The organism is Streptomyces sp. CC53 (genome assembly GCF_001865245.1).
GTDB lineage: Bacteria > Actinomycetota > Actinomycetes > Streptomycetales > Streptomycetaceae > Streptomyces.
In genome coordinates this window covers 1-18,474 of sequence record NZ_MKXB01000171.1, presented here as the reverse complement: position 1 = coordinate 18,474, position 18,474 = coordinate 1, and the positions used below count along the sequence as shown (strand labels likewise).

Below are 18,474 nucleotides of genomic sequence, written 5' to 3'. Positions count from 1 at the left end.
GTGTGCTGCTGGTCCTCGGCCGCGAGCGGCTGCTGCTCCTCGCCCTCACCCCCCTGATCGCGGGGGCCGCCGCGCTGCCCTGGTGGGAACCCGGCCCCCTGCTCCGGTCCGCCCTGCCGCTGCTGGCCCTGCTGGCGGTCCTGGCCGCGGCGGCACGCGCCCTCACGGCCTGCCTCACAGCCCCGGCCGCCACCTCCGCCGACCCGCGGCCCCCGCTCCGCGCGTCCGTCCCGTACGGCCTCTTCGGGCTGGCAGCGGCCGTCCTCACCCTCCTGGAGGGGCGGCACGACCCCTTCGCGGTGCTCGCGCTCACCCTCAGCATGGGGCCCGCCGAATGGCTGCTCTACCGGTACCGGGGCTGGTCGGTGACCGCGCTGCGCGCCTCCTCCACCCCCGCCGCCTTCCTGCTCCGCTCCTGCGGCGTCCTCGCCCTCTGCCTCACGGCCTACCTCCTGGTCCTCCTCCCGCCCGCCCGGCTCATCGCCACCGGCCCCGCCGCGCTGCTGTGCCTGGCGGCGGTGCTGTGGACGGCCCTGCTGCTCCAGGCGTTCGGGGTGGCCTGGCCGCCCGCCCTCGTCTGCCTCGCCGCCGCCGCGGCGGCCGGCACCGCCACCCTGACCGCTTCCCCGCCGGGGCCGGCGGCGCTGCTCCCCGCGGTCTGCGCGCCGACCGCGGTCTGCCTCACGGCACTCGCCGTCGTCCACCTGGGGAGGCCCGCCCCGCACGCCTGACCTCCGCCCGCGGACCACCGCCACCGCCCGGCTTCCGCCGGGCGACCACCGCTACCGACCGGCTGACACCGGCCCGTCCACCACCCGCACCCGGACCCCCGCCCAGCGACCAGCCCGGACGCCCGACATCCCGCCCGGCGTCCGACCCCGCACGGCGCGTCCCCCGCCCCCGTCGAAAGGAACACCGTGACCTCCGCACCCCTGGCCGCCGTCACCGGAGCCGAGGGCTTCATCGGCTCCCACCTCACGGAGGCCCTCGTCGCCTCCGGACACCGCGTGCGCGCCATGGCCCAGTACAACTCCTTCTCCTCCTACGGCTGGCTGGAGACCCTCCCGGCCGACGTGCTCGACCACGTGGAGATCGTGCTCGGCGACGTCCGCGACCCCGGCTCCGTGCGCGCCCTCCTCGACGGCGCCGACTGCGCCTACCACCTCGCCGCGCTCATCGCGATCCCGTACTCCTACCAGGCGCCCCACAGCTACGTGGACACCAACGTGACGGGCACCCTCAACGTCCTCGAAGCCGTGCGAGCCCTGGAGACGCCCCGCCTCGTCCACACCTCCACCAGCGAGACCTACGGCACCGCACGGACCGTGCCCATCACCGAGGACCACCCGATCCACACCCAGTCGCCCTACGCCGCCTCGAAGGCGGGCGGCGACCGCCTCGCCGACAGCTACCACGCCAGCTTCGCCACCCCCGTGGTCACCCTCCGCCCCTTCAACACCTTCGGGCCCCGCCAGTCGATGCGGGCGGTGATCCCCACCGTCATCGGCCAGGTCGCCGCGGGCGAGCGCACCCTCACCCTCGGCGACCTGCGCCCCACCCGGGACTTCACCTTCGTCGAGGACACCGCGCAGGCGTTCCTCGCCGTCGGCACCGCACCGGCCGAACGGGTCGTGGGCCGCACCTTCAACGCGGGCACGGGCGGCGAGATCTCCGTCGGCGACCTCGTCACCCTCATCGGCAAGGTCATGGACGCCCCGCTGGAAGTACGCGAGGACCCCGAGCGGCTGCGGCCCGCCGCCTCCGAGGTGATGCGGCTCGTCGCCGACGCCTCCCGGCTGACCGCCGCCACCGGCTGGCGGCCCGGCCACTCCCTGGAGGAAGGGCTCGCCCGGACCGCCGCATGGTTCACCGACCCCGCCCACCTCGCCCGGTACAAGACCGGCATCTACAACATCTGACCCCCCCGACACCCACCGCAGGAGGTTTGCCATGCACGCTGTGATCCTGGCCGGAGGCAAGGGCGTCCGGCTGCGTCCCTACACCACCGCACTGCCGAAGCCGCTCGTCCCGATCGGTGACGAGCACGCCATCCTGGAGATCGTGCTGCGCCAGCTGTCCGGCGTCGGCTTCACCCACTGCACCCTGGCCATCGGCCACCTGGGCGAGATCATCCGCGCCTATGTCGGCGACGGCTCCCAGTGGGGCATGAGCATCGACTACGCCACCGAGGAAAGCCCGCTCGGCACGATGGGCCCCCTCCTCACCCTCAAGGACCGCCTGCCGGAGCACTTCCTCGTCATGAACGGCGACATCCTCACCGACCTCGACTACGCGGACGTCCTGCGGCGCCACCGCCGGTCCGCCGCCCCCCTCACCATCGCCACCTACCCCCGCGAGGTCCGCATCGACTTCGGCGTCCTCACCACCGACGCCGGCAGGGTCGTCGCCTTCACCGAGAAACCCAGCATCGACTACCGCGTCTCCATGGGCGTCTACGGCGTCTCCCGCAGCGCCCTCGACCCGTACCTGCCGGGTCTGCCGCTCGGCTTCGACGAGCTCGTCCTCGACCTGATCGCCGCCGGCACCCCGCCGCACGCCTACGCGTTCGACGGCTACTGGCTCGACATCGGCCGCCCGGACGACTACGACCGGGCGAACGCGGAGTTCACCAGCCGCAAGTCCCTCCTGCTCAAGGGGGCCTGACCAGCCGTGCGGATCCTCGTCCTCGGCGCCGGCGGCTACCTCGGCCGCCACGTCGCCGACCGGCTGCGCACCCGGCCGGGCACCCGGGTGCTCCTGGGCGGGCGCGCACCGGGCGCCGACGTCCCCGCCGACCTCGCCACCGTCCCCCCGGACGCCCTGGCCCGCGCCGTCGCCGCGGCGGCCCCCGACGCGGTGGTCAACTGCGCGGGCGCCACCGGCGGCGACGCCGTCCACCTGGCGGAGGTCAACGCACGCGGACCCGCCGTGCTCTGCGCGGCCCTGCGCGAGGCGGCCCCCGCCGCCCGGCTCGTCCACCTGGGATCGGCGGCCGAGTACGGGCCCGGAACCCCCGGCCGGGCCGTACCGGAGACCGAGCCGTGCGCCCCGGCGGGCCCGTACGGCGCCACCAAACTGGCGGGGACGGCCGCCGTGACCGCCTCCGGCCTCGACGCGGTGGTGCTCCGGGTGGGCAACCCGGTCGGAGCCGGCGCCCCGCGGTCGGGACTGCCGGGCAGGGTCGCCGCCCTGCTCGCCGAGGCCGGCACGCGACCGGACGCCGAACTGCGGCTCGGCGACCTGTCCGCCCACCGCGACTTCGTCGACGCCCGGGACGTGGCTCACGCCGTGGACCTGGCGACCACCGCCGACGGCCCCCTCCCGGCCGTCCTCAACATCGGCGGGGGAGGGGCCAGGCCCGTCCGCGATCTCGTCCGGGGCCTCGCCGACGCGGCCGGATACCGCGGCAGGATCACGGAGACCGCCGACGGCTCCGCCCGGTCCGCGCAGGTGTCGTGGCAGTGCTCCGACATCACCGCGGCCCGCGACGCGCTCGGCTGGCGGCCGACCCACTCCCTCGCCGCCTCCGTCACCGCCCTGTGGGCGGCGTACGCACCGGAAGGAACCGCGGCGCCATGAGCCTGCTCGTCCCCCTGTACGTCCACCCGGCCCAGGACCCGGACGCCTGGCGGCGGCTCGCCACCGCCGCCGAGCGCCCCTACGGCGTCGTCATCAACCCGGCGAACGGCCCCGGGACCGCACCCGACGCGGCCTTCGCCGCCGCCGCCGACGCGCTGCGCGCGACCGGCACCCGACTGCTGGGCTACGCGGACACCGACTACGGCGTCCGCGACGCCGCGGACGTCCTCGCCGACCTGCGCCGCCACCAGGACTGGTACGGGGTGGACGGCTGCTTCCTCGACCGGACGACGGCCCGTCGGGAGGGACTGGCCCCCTGCCGGCGCCTGGTGCGGTCGCTGCGCCGCGCCGGAGCCTCCACCGTCGTCCTCAACCCCGGCATGCACCCGCACCCCGGCTACGCCGCGGCCGCGGACCTGATCGTCACCTTCGAGGGCCCGTGGAGCACCTACGTGTCGGGGTTCAGCCGCCCCGCGTGGACGGCGCGCCTCCCACCCGGCCGGGTCTGCCACCTCGTCTACGACGTGCCGCGCCCGCTGGTCCCGCTGGCCGTGCGGACCTCCCGGGAGCGGGGGGCCGCGGTCTGCGGACCGGTGACGGGGCAGCTCCCGAACCCGTGGTCCGGACTCACCCCGGCACTGACCGAGGCGGAGCAGTGAGGCGCCGCCCCGGCGCGGCGGCGGCTGCGCCGACGCTGCTGCTCCTGCTCGCCGTGCTCGCCGCCTGCACGGGCACCGGCCCTCCCGGCTCGTCCGCGTCCGGCCCGGCGCAGAGACCCCACGGCACGGCGGCCCCGGGCACCGCGGAGCCGCCCGCCCGCACCACGCCCCCGGAAGAGCCGGACCCGGCGGACGGGGCGGGGACGCCCCGACCCACGGGAGGCACCGGCAGCGCCGCCCGGTGGCGTCCACGACCCGGGCTGACCTGGCAGTGGCAGCTCGACGGACGGGTGGACACGTCCGTCGACGCCGACGTGTACGACATCGACGCGTTCGAGAACGACGCCGCCGACGTGACCCGGCTGCACCGTGCCGGGCGCAAGGTCATCTGCTACGTGAACGCGGGAGCCTGGGAGGACTACCGGCCGGACCGCGACGCCTTCCCCCGCTCCGTGCTCGGTGCCCCGAACGGCTGGCACGGGGAGCGCTGGCTGGACATCCGCCGGCTGGAGGTCCTGCGGCCCCTCATGGAGCGCCGCTTCGACATGTGCCGAGACAAGGGGTTCGACGCGGTCGAGCCGGACCTCCTGGAGGGGTACGCCGCCGACACGGGCTTCCCCCTGACCGCGCAGGACCAGCTCGCGTACAACCGCATGATCGCCGAGATCGCGCACGAGCGGGGGCTGGCCGTCGGCCTCAAGAACGACCTGGCCCAGATCCCGCAGCTGATCGACCACTTCGACTTCGCGGTGAACGAGGAGTGCGCCCAGTACGACGAGTGCGCCCTGCTGGAGCCCTTCGTCGCCGCGGGCAAGGCGGTCTTCCACGTGGAGTACGAGGAGCCCGTGCGCGCCTTCTGCCCGCAGGCCGAAGCGATGCGGTTCTCCTCCATGCTGAAGCGCCCGCAGCTCGACGCGTGGCGTGCCCCTTGCTGAGCGCCGTCCGGCCGCCCCGGGCGGCGCCCGCCGCCACCCGGCGGCACTGCGGGCAAGGGGCGGCCGGGGCGCCTTCCGGTGCGGCCCGCAGAACCCGTTCCCGCCCCCGCACGGCAGTGGTAGCTTCGGGGTGATCATGCCCCTGCCAGGGGCTTCTCCATCGATTCGGGGCACCTCATGACCGCTTCCCCGCCCGGTTCCGGCCGGCCGCGGCCGCGCATCCGCCGTGCGACCCCGGCCGACGGCGAGGCCGTCACCGCCGTCTTCCTCGCGTCCCGGGCCGCCGCCATGCCGTATCTGCCCCGCCTCCACAGCGACGAGCAGACCCGGGCCTGGATCGACGCCGTGGTGCTGCCCGGCAGCACCGTCTGGGTGGCCGAGCTGGGCGACCCCGCGGAGATCGTCGGCTTCGCCTCCCTCGACGGCACCGTTCTCGACCACCTGTACCTGCGTCCCGACGTGCGGCGCCGCGGCATCGGCACGGCCCTCCTGGACACCGTGCGCCGGGCGTCGCCCGAGCGGCTGTCCCTGCACGTCTTCCAGCGCAACGCGGACGCCCGCGCCTTCTACGCACGGCACGGCTTCACCGCCGGCGCGTACGACGACGGCAGCCGCAACGAGGAGAACGAACCCGACGTGACCTACCACTGGACCGCCGGGTGAGAGCGGGCCCCGGCCCCGCCCGCGGCCCCGCGGCCGATGCGGCAGCATGTCGCAGCAGCCGCGACGCGGACCGCGGACCGCCGGCCCCGTGCGCCCGGCGTCGGACCTGCGGCCCGCGCGGTGCCGGCCGGGAGCCGGACGGCTCCCGGCCCGGTGACGTGGCGCAGGCGGTGCCGGGTCAGATCCGCGCCGCCGTCACCGAGGCCGCGCACCACCGGTACGTCACGACGGCCGGCGTCGCCCGCCGGTCCTCGTCTTCCTCGGCCGCCGCGCCGACGCCCCCGACGGGGCCACGGGAATCCTCCGTCCCCACGGGAGCCCGGCCGGCGGCAGCGGACCGCTGAGACCCGCGGCGCCCCGGCCCGCCACGCGTGCGACGACGGCGCCCGGCCGCCCCGAGCCGGGCCCGGGCCCACCGGTCACGGCCCCCTCGACCTCGCCCGGCTACCCCTCGGGCAGCAGCAGCCGCATCAGCCGCGCCGCCGGCAGGCGCGGGTCGAGGTACACGTGCTCACCGCGCGCCTCCACCTCCCGCGCAAGGTGCCGCAGGACCGTGGTCGCCTCGTCCGTACGGCCTGTGTGGTGCAGGGCGTCCGCGAAGAAGCCCAGGTGCAGGGGGAGGCGGATCAGCGTGCCCGAGGCGCGCAGCTCGTCCAGGGCGGTGCGGAGCAGGCCGACCCCGGTGTCGGGCGCGCCGCCGTGCACGGCCGCCCAGCCCGAGCACACCGTCAGCATCGACCGCCAGTAGCGCAGCCCGTACCGGTCCGCGACCTCGCGGCCGCTCTCACCGGAGCGCCGCGCCGTCGCGACGTCGCCCTCAAGGCCGGCCAGCACGGCGTCCACGTACAGCGCGAACGCCCGGTCCCCGGGCCGGCTGTCGTGCCGGGTCAGGGCCAACAGCTCGGCCCGGCGCGCCGACGCCGCGTCCCGGTCACCCAGCAGCCAGTGCGTGAACGCGTCGTACGAACGGCACGAGATCCGCGGGTCGTGCTGGAAGTACCGCGCCGCTTGCCGGGCGCCCTCCGCCCCCAGCGCGTCGGCCCTGCCCACCGCGTCCTCCAACTCCGCCAGCGCCGCGGCCAGTTCGCCCCGGACGTGCAGCACGATGCCCCGTCCGTACCGGGCCCCCAGGTACGCCACCGGGTCCTGCGGCCGGCCCGGCATCCCGCGCAGCCGGTCGCTGAACCCGAGGGCCCCCTCGTACCGGCCCGTCACCAGGTGCGCCGTGCACAGCGACCACAGCACCGTCGGCTGGTCGGCCGCGCCCGTCACCGCGCTGAGCGCCCGGCTGCGGGTGAACGCCGCCTCCGCGTCGGCGTCGCCGTACCCGCGCGTCGTCGCCAGCATCTGGCCGAGCTGGACCTGCAGCTGCTGCTCCTGCGGCGCGGACGCGTCGTCCGCGGGCAGCAGCCGCACGAGGTCGACGGCGCGCCGCAGCCACACCTCCGCCTGCTCGTACGCGAGCCGCAGCTCCGCCTCCTCCGCCGCCCGGCACAGAACGGGCAGCACCTGCGCGGGCGGCAGGACCCGCGAGCCCTCCCAGGCGTGGTGGGCGCGCTGCCCGACGCTGTCACGCGGGCCCCCCGCCCCGGTGGCCAGGGCCTGCGCCACGTGCGCGTGGAGCCGGGCCCGCCGTTCCCGGCCGAGCTCGCCGTACAGGGTCTCCCGCACGAGGGCGTGGGTGAAGTGCAGCAGGCACGGGTCCCCCGGGTCCTCACACAGCAACTGCGCGCGGACGGCGGGTTCGAGAGCCTCCCCGGCCTCCTCGCGCTGCCCGTCGCGCCGGGCGACCTCGGCCAGCAGGCGCAGGTCGACTGCGGAGCCGATCACCGCGCACAGCCGCAGCTGGTCCCTGGTGCGGTCGGGCAGCGCGGCGAACCGCTGGGTGAGCACCTCGCGCACCCCGGACGGGACGCGCGTGAGCATCAGCCGGGCCGCGCGCGGGTCGTGCAGCCGTGTCGCGTCCCCGAGGAGCGACATCAGCTGGTGCACGAAGTACGGGTTGCCCTTGCTGCGTTCGTGCAGCCGCCGCACCGTGGCGCGGGAGACGCCCGGCCCGGAGGCGGCCGACACCAGGACGGCGACGGCGTCCTCCGGCAGCCCGACCAGCCTGACCGTCTCGGTGCGGGGACTCCACAGCGTCTCGCCGAGCGCGCCGTCGAGTTCCGGGTCGCTCTCGACCTCCCAGGCGCGTGCCGTGATCACGATGCCCAGGTGGCGGCCGTTGAGCCGGCTGGTCAGCAGGCGCAGCAGCTGGAGCGACGGGGCGTCGGCCCAGTGCAGGTCCTCCAGCATGAGCAGCAGGGGCGCGTCGTCCGCGAGGCAGAGGAGCGTCTCGCAGACGGCGTCGTAGGTGCGGAAGCGGTCCGGTGCGGCGCCCGCGGTGCGGTCGCGGCGCGCGCCGTCCTCGGCGGGCGGGCCGTCGAAGAGCGGGGTGAGGAGGTCGCCGAAGCGGTCCGCGACGGCCCGGAAGGCGTCGGGACGTGAGGTGGCGAGCTGCCGCAGGACCTGCGTCCACAGCCAGTACGGCGGCGCGCCCCGGCCGGGGAAGCAGTAGCCCCACACGGCTTCCGTGCGGTCGCTGCGCAGCCGCTGCGCGACTTCGCTCAGGAGCCGCGACTTGCCGATGCCGGGCTCGCCCAGCACGGCTGCGAGCCGTCCCTTTCCGGCGAGCACGTCGGCCACCAGGACCCGCAGGACCGCCAGTTCGTGCGTGCGCCCGGCGAACGGCCGCCGCTCGCTGGGCTCCGGGAGCGGCTCCGGGGCGGCGGACGGCCGGGGGCGGCCCCCGTCGGGCCGCTGATGCGGGGCGCCCGGCGACGTCCCGGCAGACGCCCGTGTGCCGGGCCGGGCGGAGGGGCGGGCCGGAGCGCGGGCCAGCGACTGCACGGACACCGGTGCGTCCGCGTCGTACGGTCCGGGCGCGTCGTACGGGCCCGGCGCCCCGGGCGCAGCGGGCCCCCCGTAGGGCGCGGGGCCTTCGTGGCGGGCGGGAGACGCCTGCGTGGCCGGGGCTGTGGTCGTGGCAGCGGGGCCGTACGGGTCCGGGGACGGGCCGCTCGCGTCGTACGGTCCGGGCGTGTCGGGCGCGGCGGGCGCGCCGCGCGGCGCGGGGTCGCTGGTGGAGACGCGGGCGGGCGCGGCCGGCGGGCCGTACGGGTCCGGGGACGGGGCGGTCGTCCCGTACGGGTCCACCGGGGCGTCCCGCCCGGACACGCCGTACGGGTCCACCGGGCCCGGCCGGGGCGCCGCGTGCGGCGCGCGTGAGGCGGGCCCCCCGGCGGGCGGCGCCTCCCCGGCCTGCGGCGGTCGGGCTTGGTGCGGTGGGCGCGCGGAGCGGGCGGCCGGGACGGCCGCCGCGTGGTCGCCGGGAGTGCCGGGGAGGTCCTGGCGGAGGATCGCGGTGTGGAGGAGCTGCAGTTCCTGCCCCGCGTCGACGCCGAGCTCGCGGGCGAGCCAGTCCCGGGTCCTCGCGTACACGGCCAGGGCGTCCGCCTGCCGGCCGAGCCGGTACTGCGCCGTCATCACCTGGCCCGCGAGCCGCTCCCGCCCCGGGTGGGCGCGCGACTCGGCGTCCAGCTCGGCGACCCCCTCCACGTCGCCCAGCAGGAGCGACGCCTCCGCCCACGTCTCGACGGCCGACAGCCGCACGCGTGCCAGCCGCTGGCCCTCCTCGGCGAGCGCCGGGTAGTCCGCCAGCTCTTCGAACGGCGTGCCCCGCCACAGACCCAGGGCGGCGTCCAGCCGCCTCCTGGCGTCGGCGTGCCGCCGCTCCTGGTGCAGTCGGCGGCCCTCGGCCGCGGCGTCCTCGAACCGGCAGCTGTCCACCTGGTCCCGGCGCAGGTCCAGGACGTACCCCGCGGACACCCGACGCACGAGCCGGGTCCGTGCGGCCGACGGTGCGTGCGGTGCCAGTGACCGCCGCAGGTGCGAGATGTAGCTGTGCAGGGAGGCGGGGGCCCGGTCCGGGAGCCGGCCGCACCACAGCTCCTCCAGCAACTGCTGGGCGGGCACGACGTGTCCGAGCCGCATCACGAGGAGCGCGAGCAGCGCACGGCGGCGCGGCGGGCCGAGGACGATCTCACGGCCGTCGCACTCCGCCGCCATCTGCCCGAGGAGCCGCACCCGGAGTCCGCCCTGCCGGGCGTCGGGGATTTCCGTCCTCCCCGCGGCATTCCCCGCGCGAGTGCCTGGGCGATCACCGGGAACTGACATGACTTTCCGCTTTCCTTGTCGGTCCCCCGTCCGGCGGACTGATCATGGCACAAGCGCCAAGCAGGGGCCAAGCGGACATCAAGGATCCGTCAAGGACCGCGTCAAGGATGGCGAAATGCCTTTGCCGGCGCGGTCGAGAATCCGGCAAGCCCCCCGTGCCACGTTGGTCCGGTACGCGGAGCAATACGGCCCGCGAGGAACGGAGGAGACGTGACGACTCGTGAAGCGGCCACCGGACGGGCCACCGGGACGCGGACGGCGGCGGAGCGGAAGGCCGTCCCGGCCCACGGGAACCCCCCGGCGCGGACGGCACCGGTGCGGGTCGCCGTCCACGCGGCCGACCCCCTCACCCACGCGGGCCTGGCCGGCTACGTGGAGGGCGACCGGCGGCTGCTGCTGGTCGACCGCACCGAGCAGGCCGACGCCACGGTCCTCGTCGCCGACACCGTGGGGGGCGAGACCCTCGGTGTCCTGCACCGGCTCGCCGCCACCCGGGCCACGGGGCCGTTCCTGGTCGTCGTCGGAACGCGCTGGACGGCCGACATCGCCCTGGCCGCCGAGTGCGGGGTCCGCGCGGTGCTGTGGCGGCGCGACACGACACCCGACACCTTCACCCGCGCCCTCGTGGACCTGAGCGAGGGCGGCGGATCGCTGCCGCCCGACCTCCAGGGGCGGCTGCTCGACCAGATCGAACGGACCTACCGCGACGTGCTGATCCCGCAGGGCCTCGCCCACGGCCGCCGCCTCACCGTACGCGAGGCGGACATTCTCCGGCTCATCTCGGAGGGCTGCGATCTCGCCGAAATCGCGGAGAAGTTGGCTTATTCAGAGCGAACCGTGAAGAACATTCTGTACCGAGTGATGGGCCGCCTGGAGTTGCGCAATCGGGCGCACGCCGTTTCGTACGCCATTCGCTCCGGACTCATTTGAGGCCCCGCCCCATTCGGGTGCGGGGGACTTACGGGCAGAGGCGGGGAGAAGAACGGGCACACCTGCCCGGAATCCGTGGCGGACGGCGGGACCCCCTCGCCACGCTGGTCGACGTCCCCGCAGCCCGTACCCCGAAGGATTCGCCATGACCGTTCCGGCCCCGGCAGGAAGCGAGGAATGGGTACGCCGTGTCCTCACCGCCCACTGGGGCGACCGGTGGGGCGCCCGCACCCTCACTCCGCTGACCGTCGGCGGCGCCGCGCCGCTGACCCACACGGCGGGACTCTGGGCCGTCACGGACCCCCGGGACCCGAGCCGCACCGTCGGCGCGGGCGGCACCGGCCACGTCCTCAAGGTGCAGCTGAACCCCGAAGCCGTACGGGACGAACGCTTCCCCCGGCTCAAGGACCGCGTCGTCGCCCACTGCCGCCGCCGGGGCGTCCCCGCACTGCCCGCCGTACCGGCCGCCGACGGCAGCCCCGCCGTCCGGTGCGGCGGCCTCGTCTGCGAACTGGTGCCCCGCAGCGCCGGAACCGCGCTCCGGCCCGGCACGGCGACACGGGACCAGGCCGCCGCACTCGTACGGACCGGACTCGACCTCCGGCAGGCACTGGACGCCCTGCCCCCGGACGTCGCCGACGAACTGGCCCGCGTGCACCTGCCGCCACTCGTGGACGAGGAGCACTGGCCCACCGCGCTCGACGACGCCGAACGGCGTCTCCTGCCCAAGGCCGAGCAGGGCACGGACCACTGGCACCGGGCCGCCGCAGAGAACCTGCGCGCGGTACGCGAGTCCGCACCGCTGCTCCGGCGCACCCACGCCGCCGGCACCGCATCCGCCCGCCCGTCCGTCGTCCACGGCGACCTGCACCTCCAGCACTTCCTGTTCGCCCCGCACGGCCCCGCCCGCGTCGTGGCCGTGCTCGACTTCGACAACCTGCACACAGCCGACCGGCTCCTCGACCTGGCCTGGCTCGCCGACAGCGTCGTCCACGCCTGCGGCCCCGGCACCGAGGCGGCCCGCCTCGCCCTGGACGGGCTCGTGTCCGACGGGCAGCGGCGCGGACTGCTGCGGCCCGGGGACACCGCACGGCTCATGCCGCTGCTGATGGCGCATGCGCTGCCCGTGGTCGTGGACATCGCCAAGGACATCCTCGACCGCCGCATCCTCGCACCGCAGTGGCTCGGCTACTTCGACCTGCTCTCACCGGCCCGCCGCCTCGCCGTCCACCACATGCTCACGGACCGGCCCGCGCACACCGCCGCCCGCTGACGGCGCACCCACGGCCACCGCCCCCTTCCGTCCCGCCCGCGCCACCGCCCACCGGGAGCACCAGCGGCCACCGCCCCCACCCCTCCCGCCGCATGGCCGCCCACCGTCCTCACACGGGCAACCCCCTTCGTCCCACCCACCCACTCCCGCAAGGAGCCATACCCGGGGCCCCCGGGTCCACCGATCTTACGAATGACCAGTTCAGACCCACGACTTGAAAGGTAGGGCACCACATGACCCCGCAGCAGCACCCCACTCCCCCCGGTTCCCCCTGGCCGTCCGACCTGTCCGCCTTCTGCTTCGAGGTGCCGCACTCCTCCGAAGCGCTGCTCTTCGAGTCCGGCAAGGGCGTCCGCCTGACCGACGCCACGGGCCGCAGCTACCTCGACGCCCTGTCCGGAGTGTTCGTCACCTGCTTCGGCTACGACTGCGAACCCGTCGTCCAGGCCGTCACCGACCAGCTGCGCACCCTGCCCTTCAACCCGCCCCTGCACGGCACGAACCGCGCCGCCCTCGAACTCGCCCGCGCCCTCGTCGACCTGGCACCGCCCGGCATCACCGCGGCCAAACTGGTCAACGGAGGCTCCGAGAGCATCGAGGCCGCCGTGCGCCTGGCCCGACTCCACCACCGCGCCCACGGCAGCCCCGGCAAGGTCAAGGTCCTCAGCTACTACCACGGCTACCACGGCGCCACCTTCGGCTCCCTGTCCCTCACCGGACGGCCCGACGTCACGCGGTTCGGGCCCGGACTGCCCGGCGTCGTGCACGTCTGGCCCCCGGACTGCCTGGAGGAGTTCTGGGACGTGCCGGCCGAACAGTCGGGCGCCCTCGCCGCCGCCATGATCGAGCGGACCATCGAGGCGGAAGGCCCCGACTCCGTCGCCGCCCTCGTCATGGAACCCGTCATCCACCTGCGCGGCATGGCCATCCCCACCGCGGACTACCTGGCCCGGGTCCGGGAGGTCTGCGACCGGCACGGCGTCCTCCTCGTCTTCGACGAGATCGTCACCGGCTTCGGCCGCACCGGTCAGCCCTTCGCCGCGCAGACCTTCGGCGTGACCCCGGACATCCTGTGCGTCGGCAAGGGCGTCTCCGGCGGCTACGCCCCGCTCGCCGCCGTCCTGATGGCCGAGCACATCGCCGCCGGGCTCGGCGAGCCGGGCGGACCGGTGTCGTTCGCCCCGTCCCACACCTATGCCGCGAACCCGCTGGCCTCCGCCGCCGGGCTCGCCGCGGTCACCCTGTTCCGCGAGGGCGGCTTCCCCGACCGGATCCGCGCCCTCGCCGCGCACACCGAACCCCGCCTCCGCGACACCGTCGGAGCACGCGGCACGGTGCGCGCCGTCGGGCTGCTGTACGGGGTGAAGCTGTCCGGCGGCGGCGAGCGCGTCGGGGAGCGGGTGGCGTCCGCCTGCCTGCGGCGCGGACTCATCATCCGCGGCCAGGACGACTGGGTGGTCCTCGCGCCCGCGTTCGTCACGACGAACGCCGAGGCCGACGAGATCGTCCAGGTGCTGGGCGAGGCGCTCGACGAGGTCTGCGGGGCCGACCGGTGAACGCCCTGCTCGACCGCTTCGCCGGACCCGCCCGCGAGGCGCTGCCCCGGCTGACCCCCGCCGAACGGGCCGTCGTCCACCGCGAACTCGCGGAGCTGGAGCACGGCGGCCACGGCGACGGCCCCCTCCTCGACGGCCTGCGCAAGCTCGCCGCCCAGGTCCCCGAGCGGCTGTACACCGACAGCGCCGACGTGCTGCTGCGCATGCACGAGATCGCCGGCTCCGGCAACCTCCAGAGCAACCTGTCGTCGCTGCCGCTCGTCCGCGCCTGCTTCGCGCTCGGTCTCGCCGAGGACGACGGCCGCGGGGGCCCGGCCGACCTGATCGTGGGACGCGGCCACATCGCCCCCGCCTTCCACGCCGAGCACTACGTCCGCGGCAGCTGGCCGTTCACCCCGCTGGCCACGCTCCACCAGGGCGGCCTCAGCGGAGTCGTCCACCGCGACCTCGGTTTCCGCAACACGATGCGCTACAGCCTCGGCGTCGGCGTCGCCCAGGCCGTCAGCCTGGCCTGGGAGCTGACCCGGCGCGGCGAGGACCGCAAGGTGGTGTGCCTCGCCGGGGACGGAGAACTCCACGAGGGCGTCGCCTTCGAGGCGCTGCGCTTCGCCCACGACGCCGGGCTCACCAACCTGGTCCTCGTCGTCGACGCCAACGCCAAGGGCATCGAACCGCTGGCCAAACCCGTCAACACCGGCTACCTCACCGCCTACCTGGGCCGTCTCGTGGAGGCCGACGGCCGCGACCCCTGGGCCGTCGAGGCGGCCCTCGGGGCGCTGCTGACCGTGCCCGGCCCCGGCGTCCTGGTGTGCAGGACGCGCAAGGGCGACCACAGCTTCAAGCCTGCCCCGGCCCCCGGTGCGGCCGCCGCCCCGGCGAAGCCCTCCTTCGCCGGGACCACCGGGCGGATGCTCGCGGCCCACCAGGAGCGCACCGGACGGGAAACCGCCGTGTTCACCGCCGACATGGCCGCCCGGTTCGGGCTGCGCGGCCACGTCCCCTACACGAACACCGGCCTCGCCGAGACCCTCACCGTCGGCATGACCCTGTCGCTGCCCGACGACACCCTCAAGGTCGTCGCCACCGACGCCATGTACTACATGGACTCGCTCAGCATGCTCACCGAGGCCACCACCGGGGTACGGAACCTGCTCGTCCTCGCCGGCCGCAGCTGGGGCGCCTGGGGCGGCGCGCACAACGCGGCGAACCTGCTGGGCCTGCTGCTCCACACCCGCGTGTACGAGCCCGTCACCGAGGCCGAGTTCGCCGCCTGCCTGGACCGCCTCGCCCGGGACCCGGCCACCACCCACGCCGTCAGCATGGTCGACGCGAGGTTCGACCCGCCGCCGGCCGACTGCGCCGCCGACATCGACGGCGGAGCATGGATCACCCCACCGGACGGCGACGCGCCCTGCACCGCGGCCGTCGTCACCTTCGGCTACGCGAGCGTGCTCGTCGCCGAGGCCAACCGCGACCTCGGCCTGCCCCACCTGCACTGCGCCGCGCTCACCCCCGAACTGGGCCCCGCCACGCTCGCCGTGCTGTCGGACTGCCGGCGCGTCCTGAGCGTCGAGTACAACGGCGCCGACGGCGGCTTCGGCGAGCGGCTGCGCGCCCGGCACCTGCTGCCCGTCGAGGTGCACGCGGTGCGCCGCGACATCGCCCACCGCGTCCACGCCCGCCAACTCCCGCTGCACGGCATGAGCGTGCCCATGCTGAGGGACCGGCTCGCCGGGCTGCTGGAGACCAGGGAGGCCGGGCGTGCGCCTGCACACGCATGACTACCGCGCGCCGGACACCGACGGCATCGTCGACGGCGCGGTCCTGATGCACCGCGAGATGGCGGACCTGCTGACCCGGCGGACCACCACCGCCCTCCACGACCTGACCACCGGGCCCCGCGCCGTCTCCGGCGCGGGCGGCGGCGACGTCGTGTACGCGGGGTCGGGCCCGTACGCCTTCCTCTACCACCACTGGCGGGAGCGGCACGGCGGCGACTACCGGATCGTGCGCGAGGTGCACACCGCCCTGTGGTCCGGCTACTGGGCGCAGGAGGAGCTGTGCGCGCCCCTCGTCCGCCCCGGCGACCTGGCGCTGTTCCCCACCGCGTACACACGGCGGCTGTTCCTCCACCACTTCCCCTCCGTCACCCGGGCGGGCTCCGCCGTCGCCTACCCCATGCTGGACCGCCTGCCCCGTCGCCGGCCCCGGCCCGTACCGGCGGCCGGACGGCCGCTGCGGATCGGCTACCTCGGGGCCATGTCCCTGGCCAAGAACGTCGACCAGGTCCTGTCGGTGTACGCCCGCTGCCACCGGGAGAGCCGCGGACGCGTCAGCCTGCTGTGCGCGGGCAAGCCCAACGACCCCCGCTGGGAACCCGACGCCGTGCGCGCCGCACTGCGCGCCGGGGGAGACCCGGCCGCCGTCGACGCCCTGCGCCTGGAGGGCATCTGGCCGCAGCGGCGCCTCGCCGCGTTCTTCGACGCCATCGACGTGCTGCTCTTCCCGAGCACCGCGTCCCGGGAGACCCTCGGCCGTGTCGTCCTGGAGGCCCTGGCCCACGGCGTACCGGTGCTGGCCGCCGACGTCGGGCCGGCCGTGGAGCTGCTGCCCGCGAGCAACCTCGTCCCCACCGCGCTCGACACGCACGGCACCTTCGACATGGGGCGCGTGGGCCCGCTCGGCCGCGTCGACGAGGACGCCCTCACCGAGAAGCTCCTCACCCGCGACTTCGCACCCGCGGCCCTGCGGTCCGAGGCCCCCTACACGGACGAGGCGTTCCTCAGCGCCCTGCGCGGCGATCCCCCGGGCGCGGAGCCCGGCCACGACCGCACCCTCCCGGACGCCGTCCGCGTCGCCCCGCGCCCCCCGCAGGGGCCCGGCCAGGACCCGGCGGCCGCCGCCGACCGCCTGTTCCTCGACTTCTTCCAGCGCCGCGACGAGGCCGTCCACGCCGCGCTCGACGCGCACGCCGCCCGCACCGGGCACGACGACCCCGCTCTGCGCCGCATCGTCGACGACCCCGCCCGCAACCTCGCCGACTACCGGGCCTTCCCCAGGCTCCTGGACGCCCTCGTCCTGCCCCCGCTGACCTACACCCTCGCGCCCGCCCCCGTCGGCGCCGGCAACACCACAGGAGGCACCCCATGACCGGGACGCACACCACCGACCAGCCCGGACCGGCCGACGACCTCACCGGGCGCGTGGTGCTCGTCATCGGCGGCGGCCGGGGCATCGGCGCGGCCGTCGTGGAGGGCTTCGCCCGGCGCGGCGCCCACGTCGTCGCCGCCGACACCGACCGGCTGCCCTCCGCCTACAACCACTACCGGTCGACGGCGACCACCGGCTTCGCCGAGGCGCGCGCCCTCGCCGACACCCTCGGCGGCAAGGGCCTCGCCGTGACCGCCGCCCGCGCCGACGCCACCGACGAGGACGACGTCCGAGCCCTCTACCGGGGCATCGCCGACGGGCCCGGCCGCCTCGACACGGTCGTCAACGCCTTCGGGGTCACCCACGTCAGCCCCGTGGAGCGCATGGAGCTGGCCGAGTTCCGGCAGGTCGTCTCCGGCAACCTCGACGGCGTGTTCCTGTCCTCCCGCGAGGCGCTGCCGCTGCTGCGCGCCTCCGGCGGCGGGTCCATCGTCAACTTCTCGTCCGTCTCGGGGCGCACCGGCTTCGCCAAGGTCGCCCACTACTGCGCCGCGAAGTTCGGCGTCGTCGGGTTCACCGCCGCCCTCGCCCAGGAGGTCGCGAAGGAGAACATCCGCGTCAACGCCGTCTGCCCGGGCATCGTGCGGTCCAACATGTGGCGCTACCTGCTGTCCGAGTTCACCCGCCCCGGCGAGTCCGAGGACGCCTGCTGGGAGCGCATGCGGACCATGATCCCGCAGCGGGAGTTCCAGACCCCCGAGGACATCGCCGGCCTCGTGCTGTACCTCGCGTCGGCGCCCCGGGTCACCGGCCAGGCCGTCAGCGTCGACGGCGGGATGACGGCGCCGTGACGGGCACCGGGACCGCCGCGGGACGCGCGGCGGGCGACGCGGCCCGCACCCTCGGCTTCGACGACCCGGCGTGGCGGTTCGACGGACCCGGCACCACACCCGTACGGAGCACCGCCGAACTGGCGGTCCGCGCGCCCCGCGGCGCCGACCTGTTCTCGATGCCCGGCGGGTACGAGGCGTCCGGCGTGCCGCTGCTGAGCCGGGCCGTCACCGGCGACCACACCGTGTGGGCCCGCGTCGCCGTCGACGGGGCGGCGTTCGGCGACGCGGGCGGGATCGCGGTGCACGGCACGGACGGCTGGTTCAAGGCGTGCGTGGAGCGCACCCGCACCGGCGCATGGGCGGTGGTCACCGTCGTCTCGCGGCCCGTGTCCGACGAGGCCCTCGGCCCCGCACTGTCCGGGCCGCACGCGGACCTGCTGGTCACCCGGGAAGGACCTCGGCACGCCGTGTTCTGCCGGGAACGGGCCGACGAGGACTGGCGGTTCGTCCGCACCTTTACCGGCGTGGCGGCGGCCCGCGAACCGGACGTACGCCTCGGGCTGTTCTCCCAGGCGCCGTTCTCCGACGCGTGCACGGCGACGTTCACGGCACCCGTGCACGCGCCGTGCGCGCTGCCCGACCGGCGGTGAGCGCCGTGCGCGCACGGCGCGGCGGGGACGG

At 75.8% G+C, this 18,474-nt stretch carries 14 protein-coding genes and 1 pseudogene; 14 read left to right on the top strand and 1 reads right to left on the bottom strand.

From position 1 onward, the window contains the following. The 7 genes and pseudogenes from BJP40_RS21470 to BJP40_RS21440 form a co-directional block, all read left to right on the top strand. Window positions 1-731 (top strand): annotated as a pseudogene (locus BJP40_RS21470) (hypothetical protein); the annotation flags it as partial. A 186-nt stretch (window positions 732-917) separates the two neighbouring features. Continuing rightward, window positions 918-1,919, top strand: a complete 1,002-nt coding sequence (locus BJP40_RS21465) for a GDP-mannose 4,6-dehydratase (RefSeq protein WP_071281725.1) — start codon at window positions 918-920, stop codon at window positions 1,917-1,919. 31 nt (window positions 1,920-1,950) lie between these two features. Then, on the top strand, window positions 1,951-2,664 hold the full coding sequence (locus tag BJP40_RS21460; RefSeq protein WP_071281724.1) for a nucleotidyltransferase family protein: 714 nt from the start codon (window positions 1,951-1,953) through the stop codon (window positions 2,662-2,664). Between the two features lie 6 nt (window positions 2,665-2,670). After that, window positions 2,671-3,579, top strand: coding sequence for an NAD(P)-dependent oxidoreductase (locus tag BJP40_RS21455; RefSeq protein ID WP_071281723.1), 909 nt, complete (start codon window positions 2,671-2,673; stop codon window positions 3,577-3,579). Beyond that, window positions 3,576-4,238: a spherulation-specific family 4 protein gene (locus tag BJP40_RS21450; RefSeq protein ID WP_071268176.1), complete on the top strand. Its 663-nt coding sequence runs from the start codon at window positions 3,576-3,578 to the stop codon at window positions 4,236-4,238. The genes BJP40_RS21455 and BJP40_RS21450 overlap by 4 nt, the downstream gene beginning before the upstream one ends. After that, on the top strand, window positions 4,235-5,173 hold the full coding sequence (locus BJP40_RS21445) for an endo alpha-1,4 polygalactosaminidase (RefSeq protein WP_371258676.1): 939 nt from the start codon (window positions 4,235-4,237) through the stop codon (window positions 5,171-5,173). Before BJP40_RS21450 ends, BJP40_RS21445 begins: the two co-directional genes overlap by 4 nt. A gap of 177 nt (window positions 5,174-5,350) precedes the next feature. Continuing rightward, entirely contained in the window at window positions 5,351-5,836 is a 486-nt protein-coding gene (locus tag BJP40_RS21440) for a GNAT family N-acetyltransferase (RefSeq protein WP_071281722.1), read from the top strand. 444 nt (window positions 5,837-6,280) lie between these two features. On the opposite strand, the gene BJP40_RS21430 is transcribed toward BJP40_RS21440, so the two are convergent. Continuing rightward, on the bottom strand, window positions 6,281-9,961 hold the full coding sequence (locus BJP40_RS21430; RefSeq protein WP_071281720.1) for a BTAD domain-containing putative transcriptional regulator: 3,681 nt from the start codon (window positions 9,959-9,961) through the stop codon (window positions 6,281-6,283). 300 nt (window positions 9,962-10,261) lie between these two features. Here BJP40_RS21430 and BJP40_RS21425 point away from each other — a divergent pair, with 300 nt between their 5' ends. The 7 genes from BJP40_RS21425 to BJP40_RS21395 all read left to right on the top strand — a co-directional run bounded on the left by BJP40_RS21425 (window position 10,262) and on the right by BJP40_RS21395 (window position 18,443). Next, on the top strand, window positions 10,262-10,981 hold the full coding sequence (locus BJP40_RS21425; RefSeq protein ID WP_226962826.1) for a response regulator transcription factor: 720 nt from the start codon (window positions 10,262-10,264) through the stop codon (window positions 10,979-10,981). Window positions 10,982-11,126: 145 nt separating this feature from the next. Continuing rightward, window positions 11,127-12,254: a phosphotransferase gene (locus BJP40_RS21420; RefSeq protein WP_079171344.1), complete on the top strand. Its 1,128-nt coding sequence runs from the start codon at window positions 11,127-11,129 to the stop codon at window positions 12,252-12,254. Between the two features lie 233 nt (window positions 12,255-12,487). Next, entirely contained in the window at window positions 12,488-13,810 is a 1,323-nt protein-coding gene (locus BJP40_RS21415; RefSeq protein ID WP_071281719.1) for an aspartate aminotransferase family protein, read from the top strand. Beyond that, window positions 13,807-15,591, top strand: a complete 1,785-nt coding sequence (locus BJP40_RS21410) for a 1-deoxy-D-xylulose-5-phosphate synthase N-terminal domain-containing protein (protein WP_226962827.1) — start codon at window positions 13,807-13,809, stop codon at window positions 15,589-15,591. Before BJP40_RS21415 ends, BJP40_RS21410 begins: the two co-directional genes overlap by 4 nt. Beyond that, window positions 15,572-16,960 (top strand): glycosyltransferase, encoded by a 1,389-nt coding sequence (locus tag BJP40_RS21405; protein WP_071281718.1) that lies wholly within the window; start codon window positions 15,572-15,574, stop codon window positions 16,958-16,960. The genes BJP40_RS21410 and BJP40_RS21405 overlap by 20 nt, the downstream gene beginning before the upstream one ends. Beyond that, window positions 16,957-17,811, top strand: coding sequence for an SDR family NAD(P)-dependent oxidoreductase (locus tag BJP40_RS21400; RefSeq protein ID WP_071281717.1), 855 nt, complete (start codon window positions 16,957-16,959; stop codon window positions 17,809-17,811). Before BJP40_RS21405 ends, BJP40_RS21400 begins: the two co-directional genes overlap by 4 nt. After that, window positions 17,808-18,443 carry a DUF1349 domain-containing protein gene (locus tag BJP40_RS21395; protein WP_071281716.1) on the top strand — a complete coding sequence of 212 codons (636 nt, stop codon included), beginning with the start codon at window positions 17,808-17,810 and terminating at the stop codon, window positions 18,441-18,443. Before BJP40_RS21400 ends, BJP40_RS21395 begins: the two co-directional genes overlap by 4 nt. Window positions 18,444-18,474 lie beyond the last annotated feature (31 nt).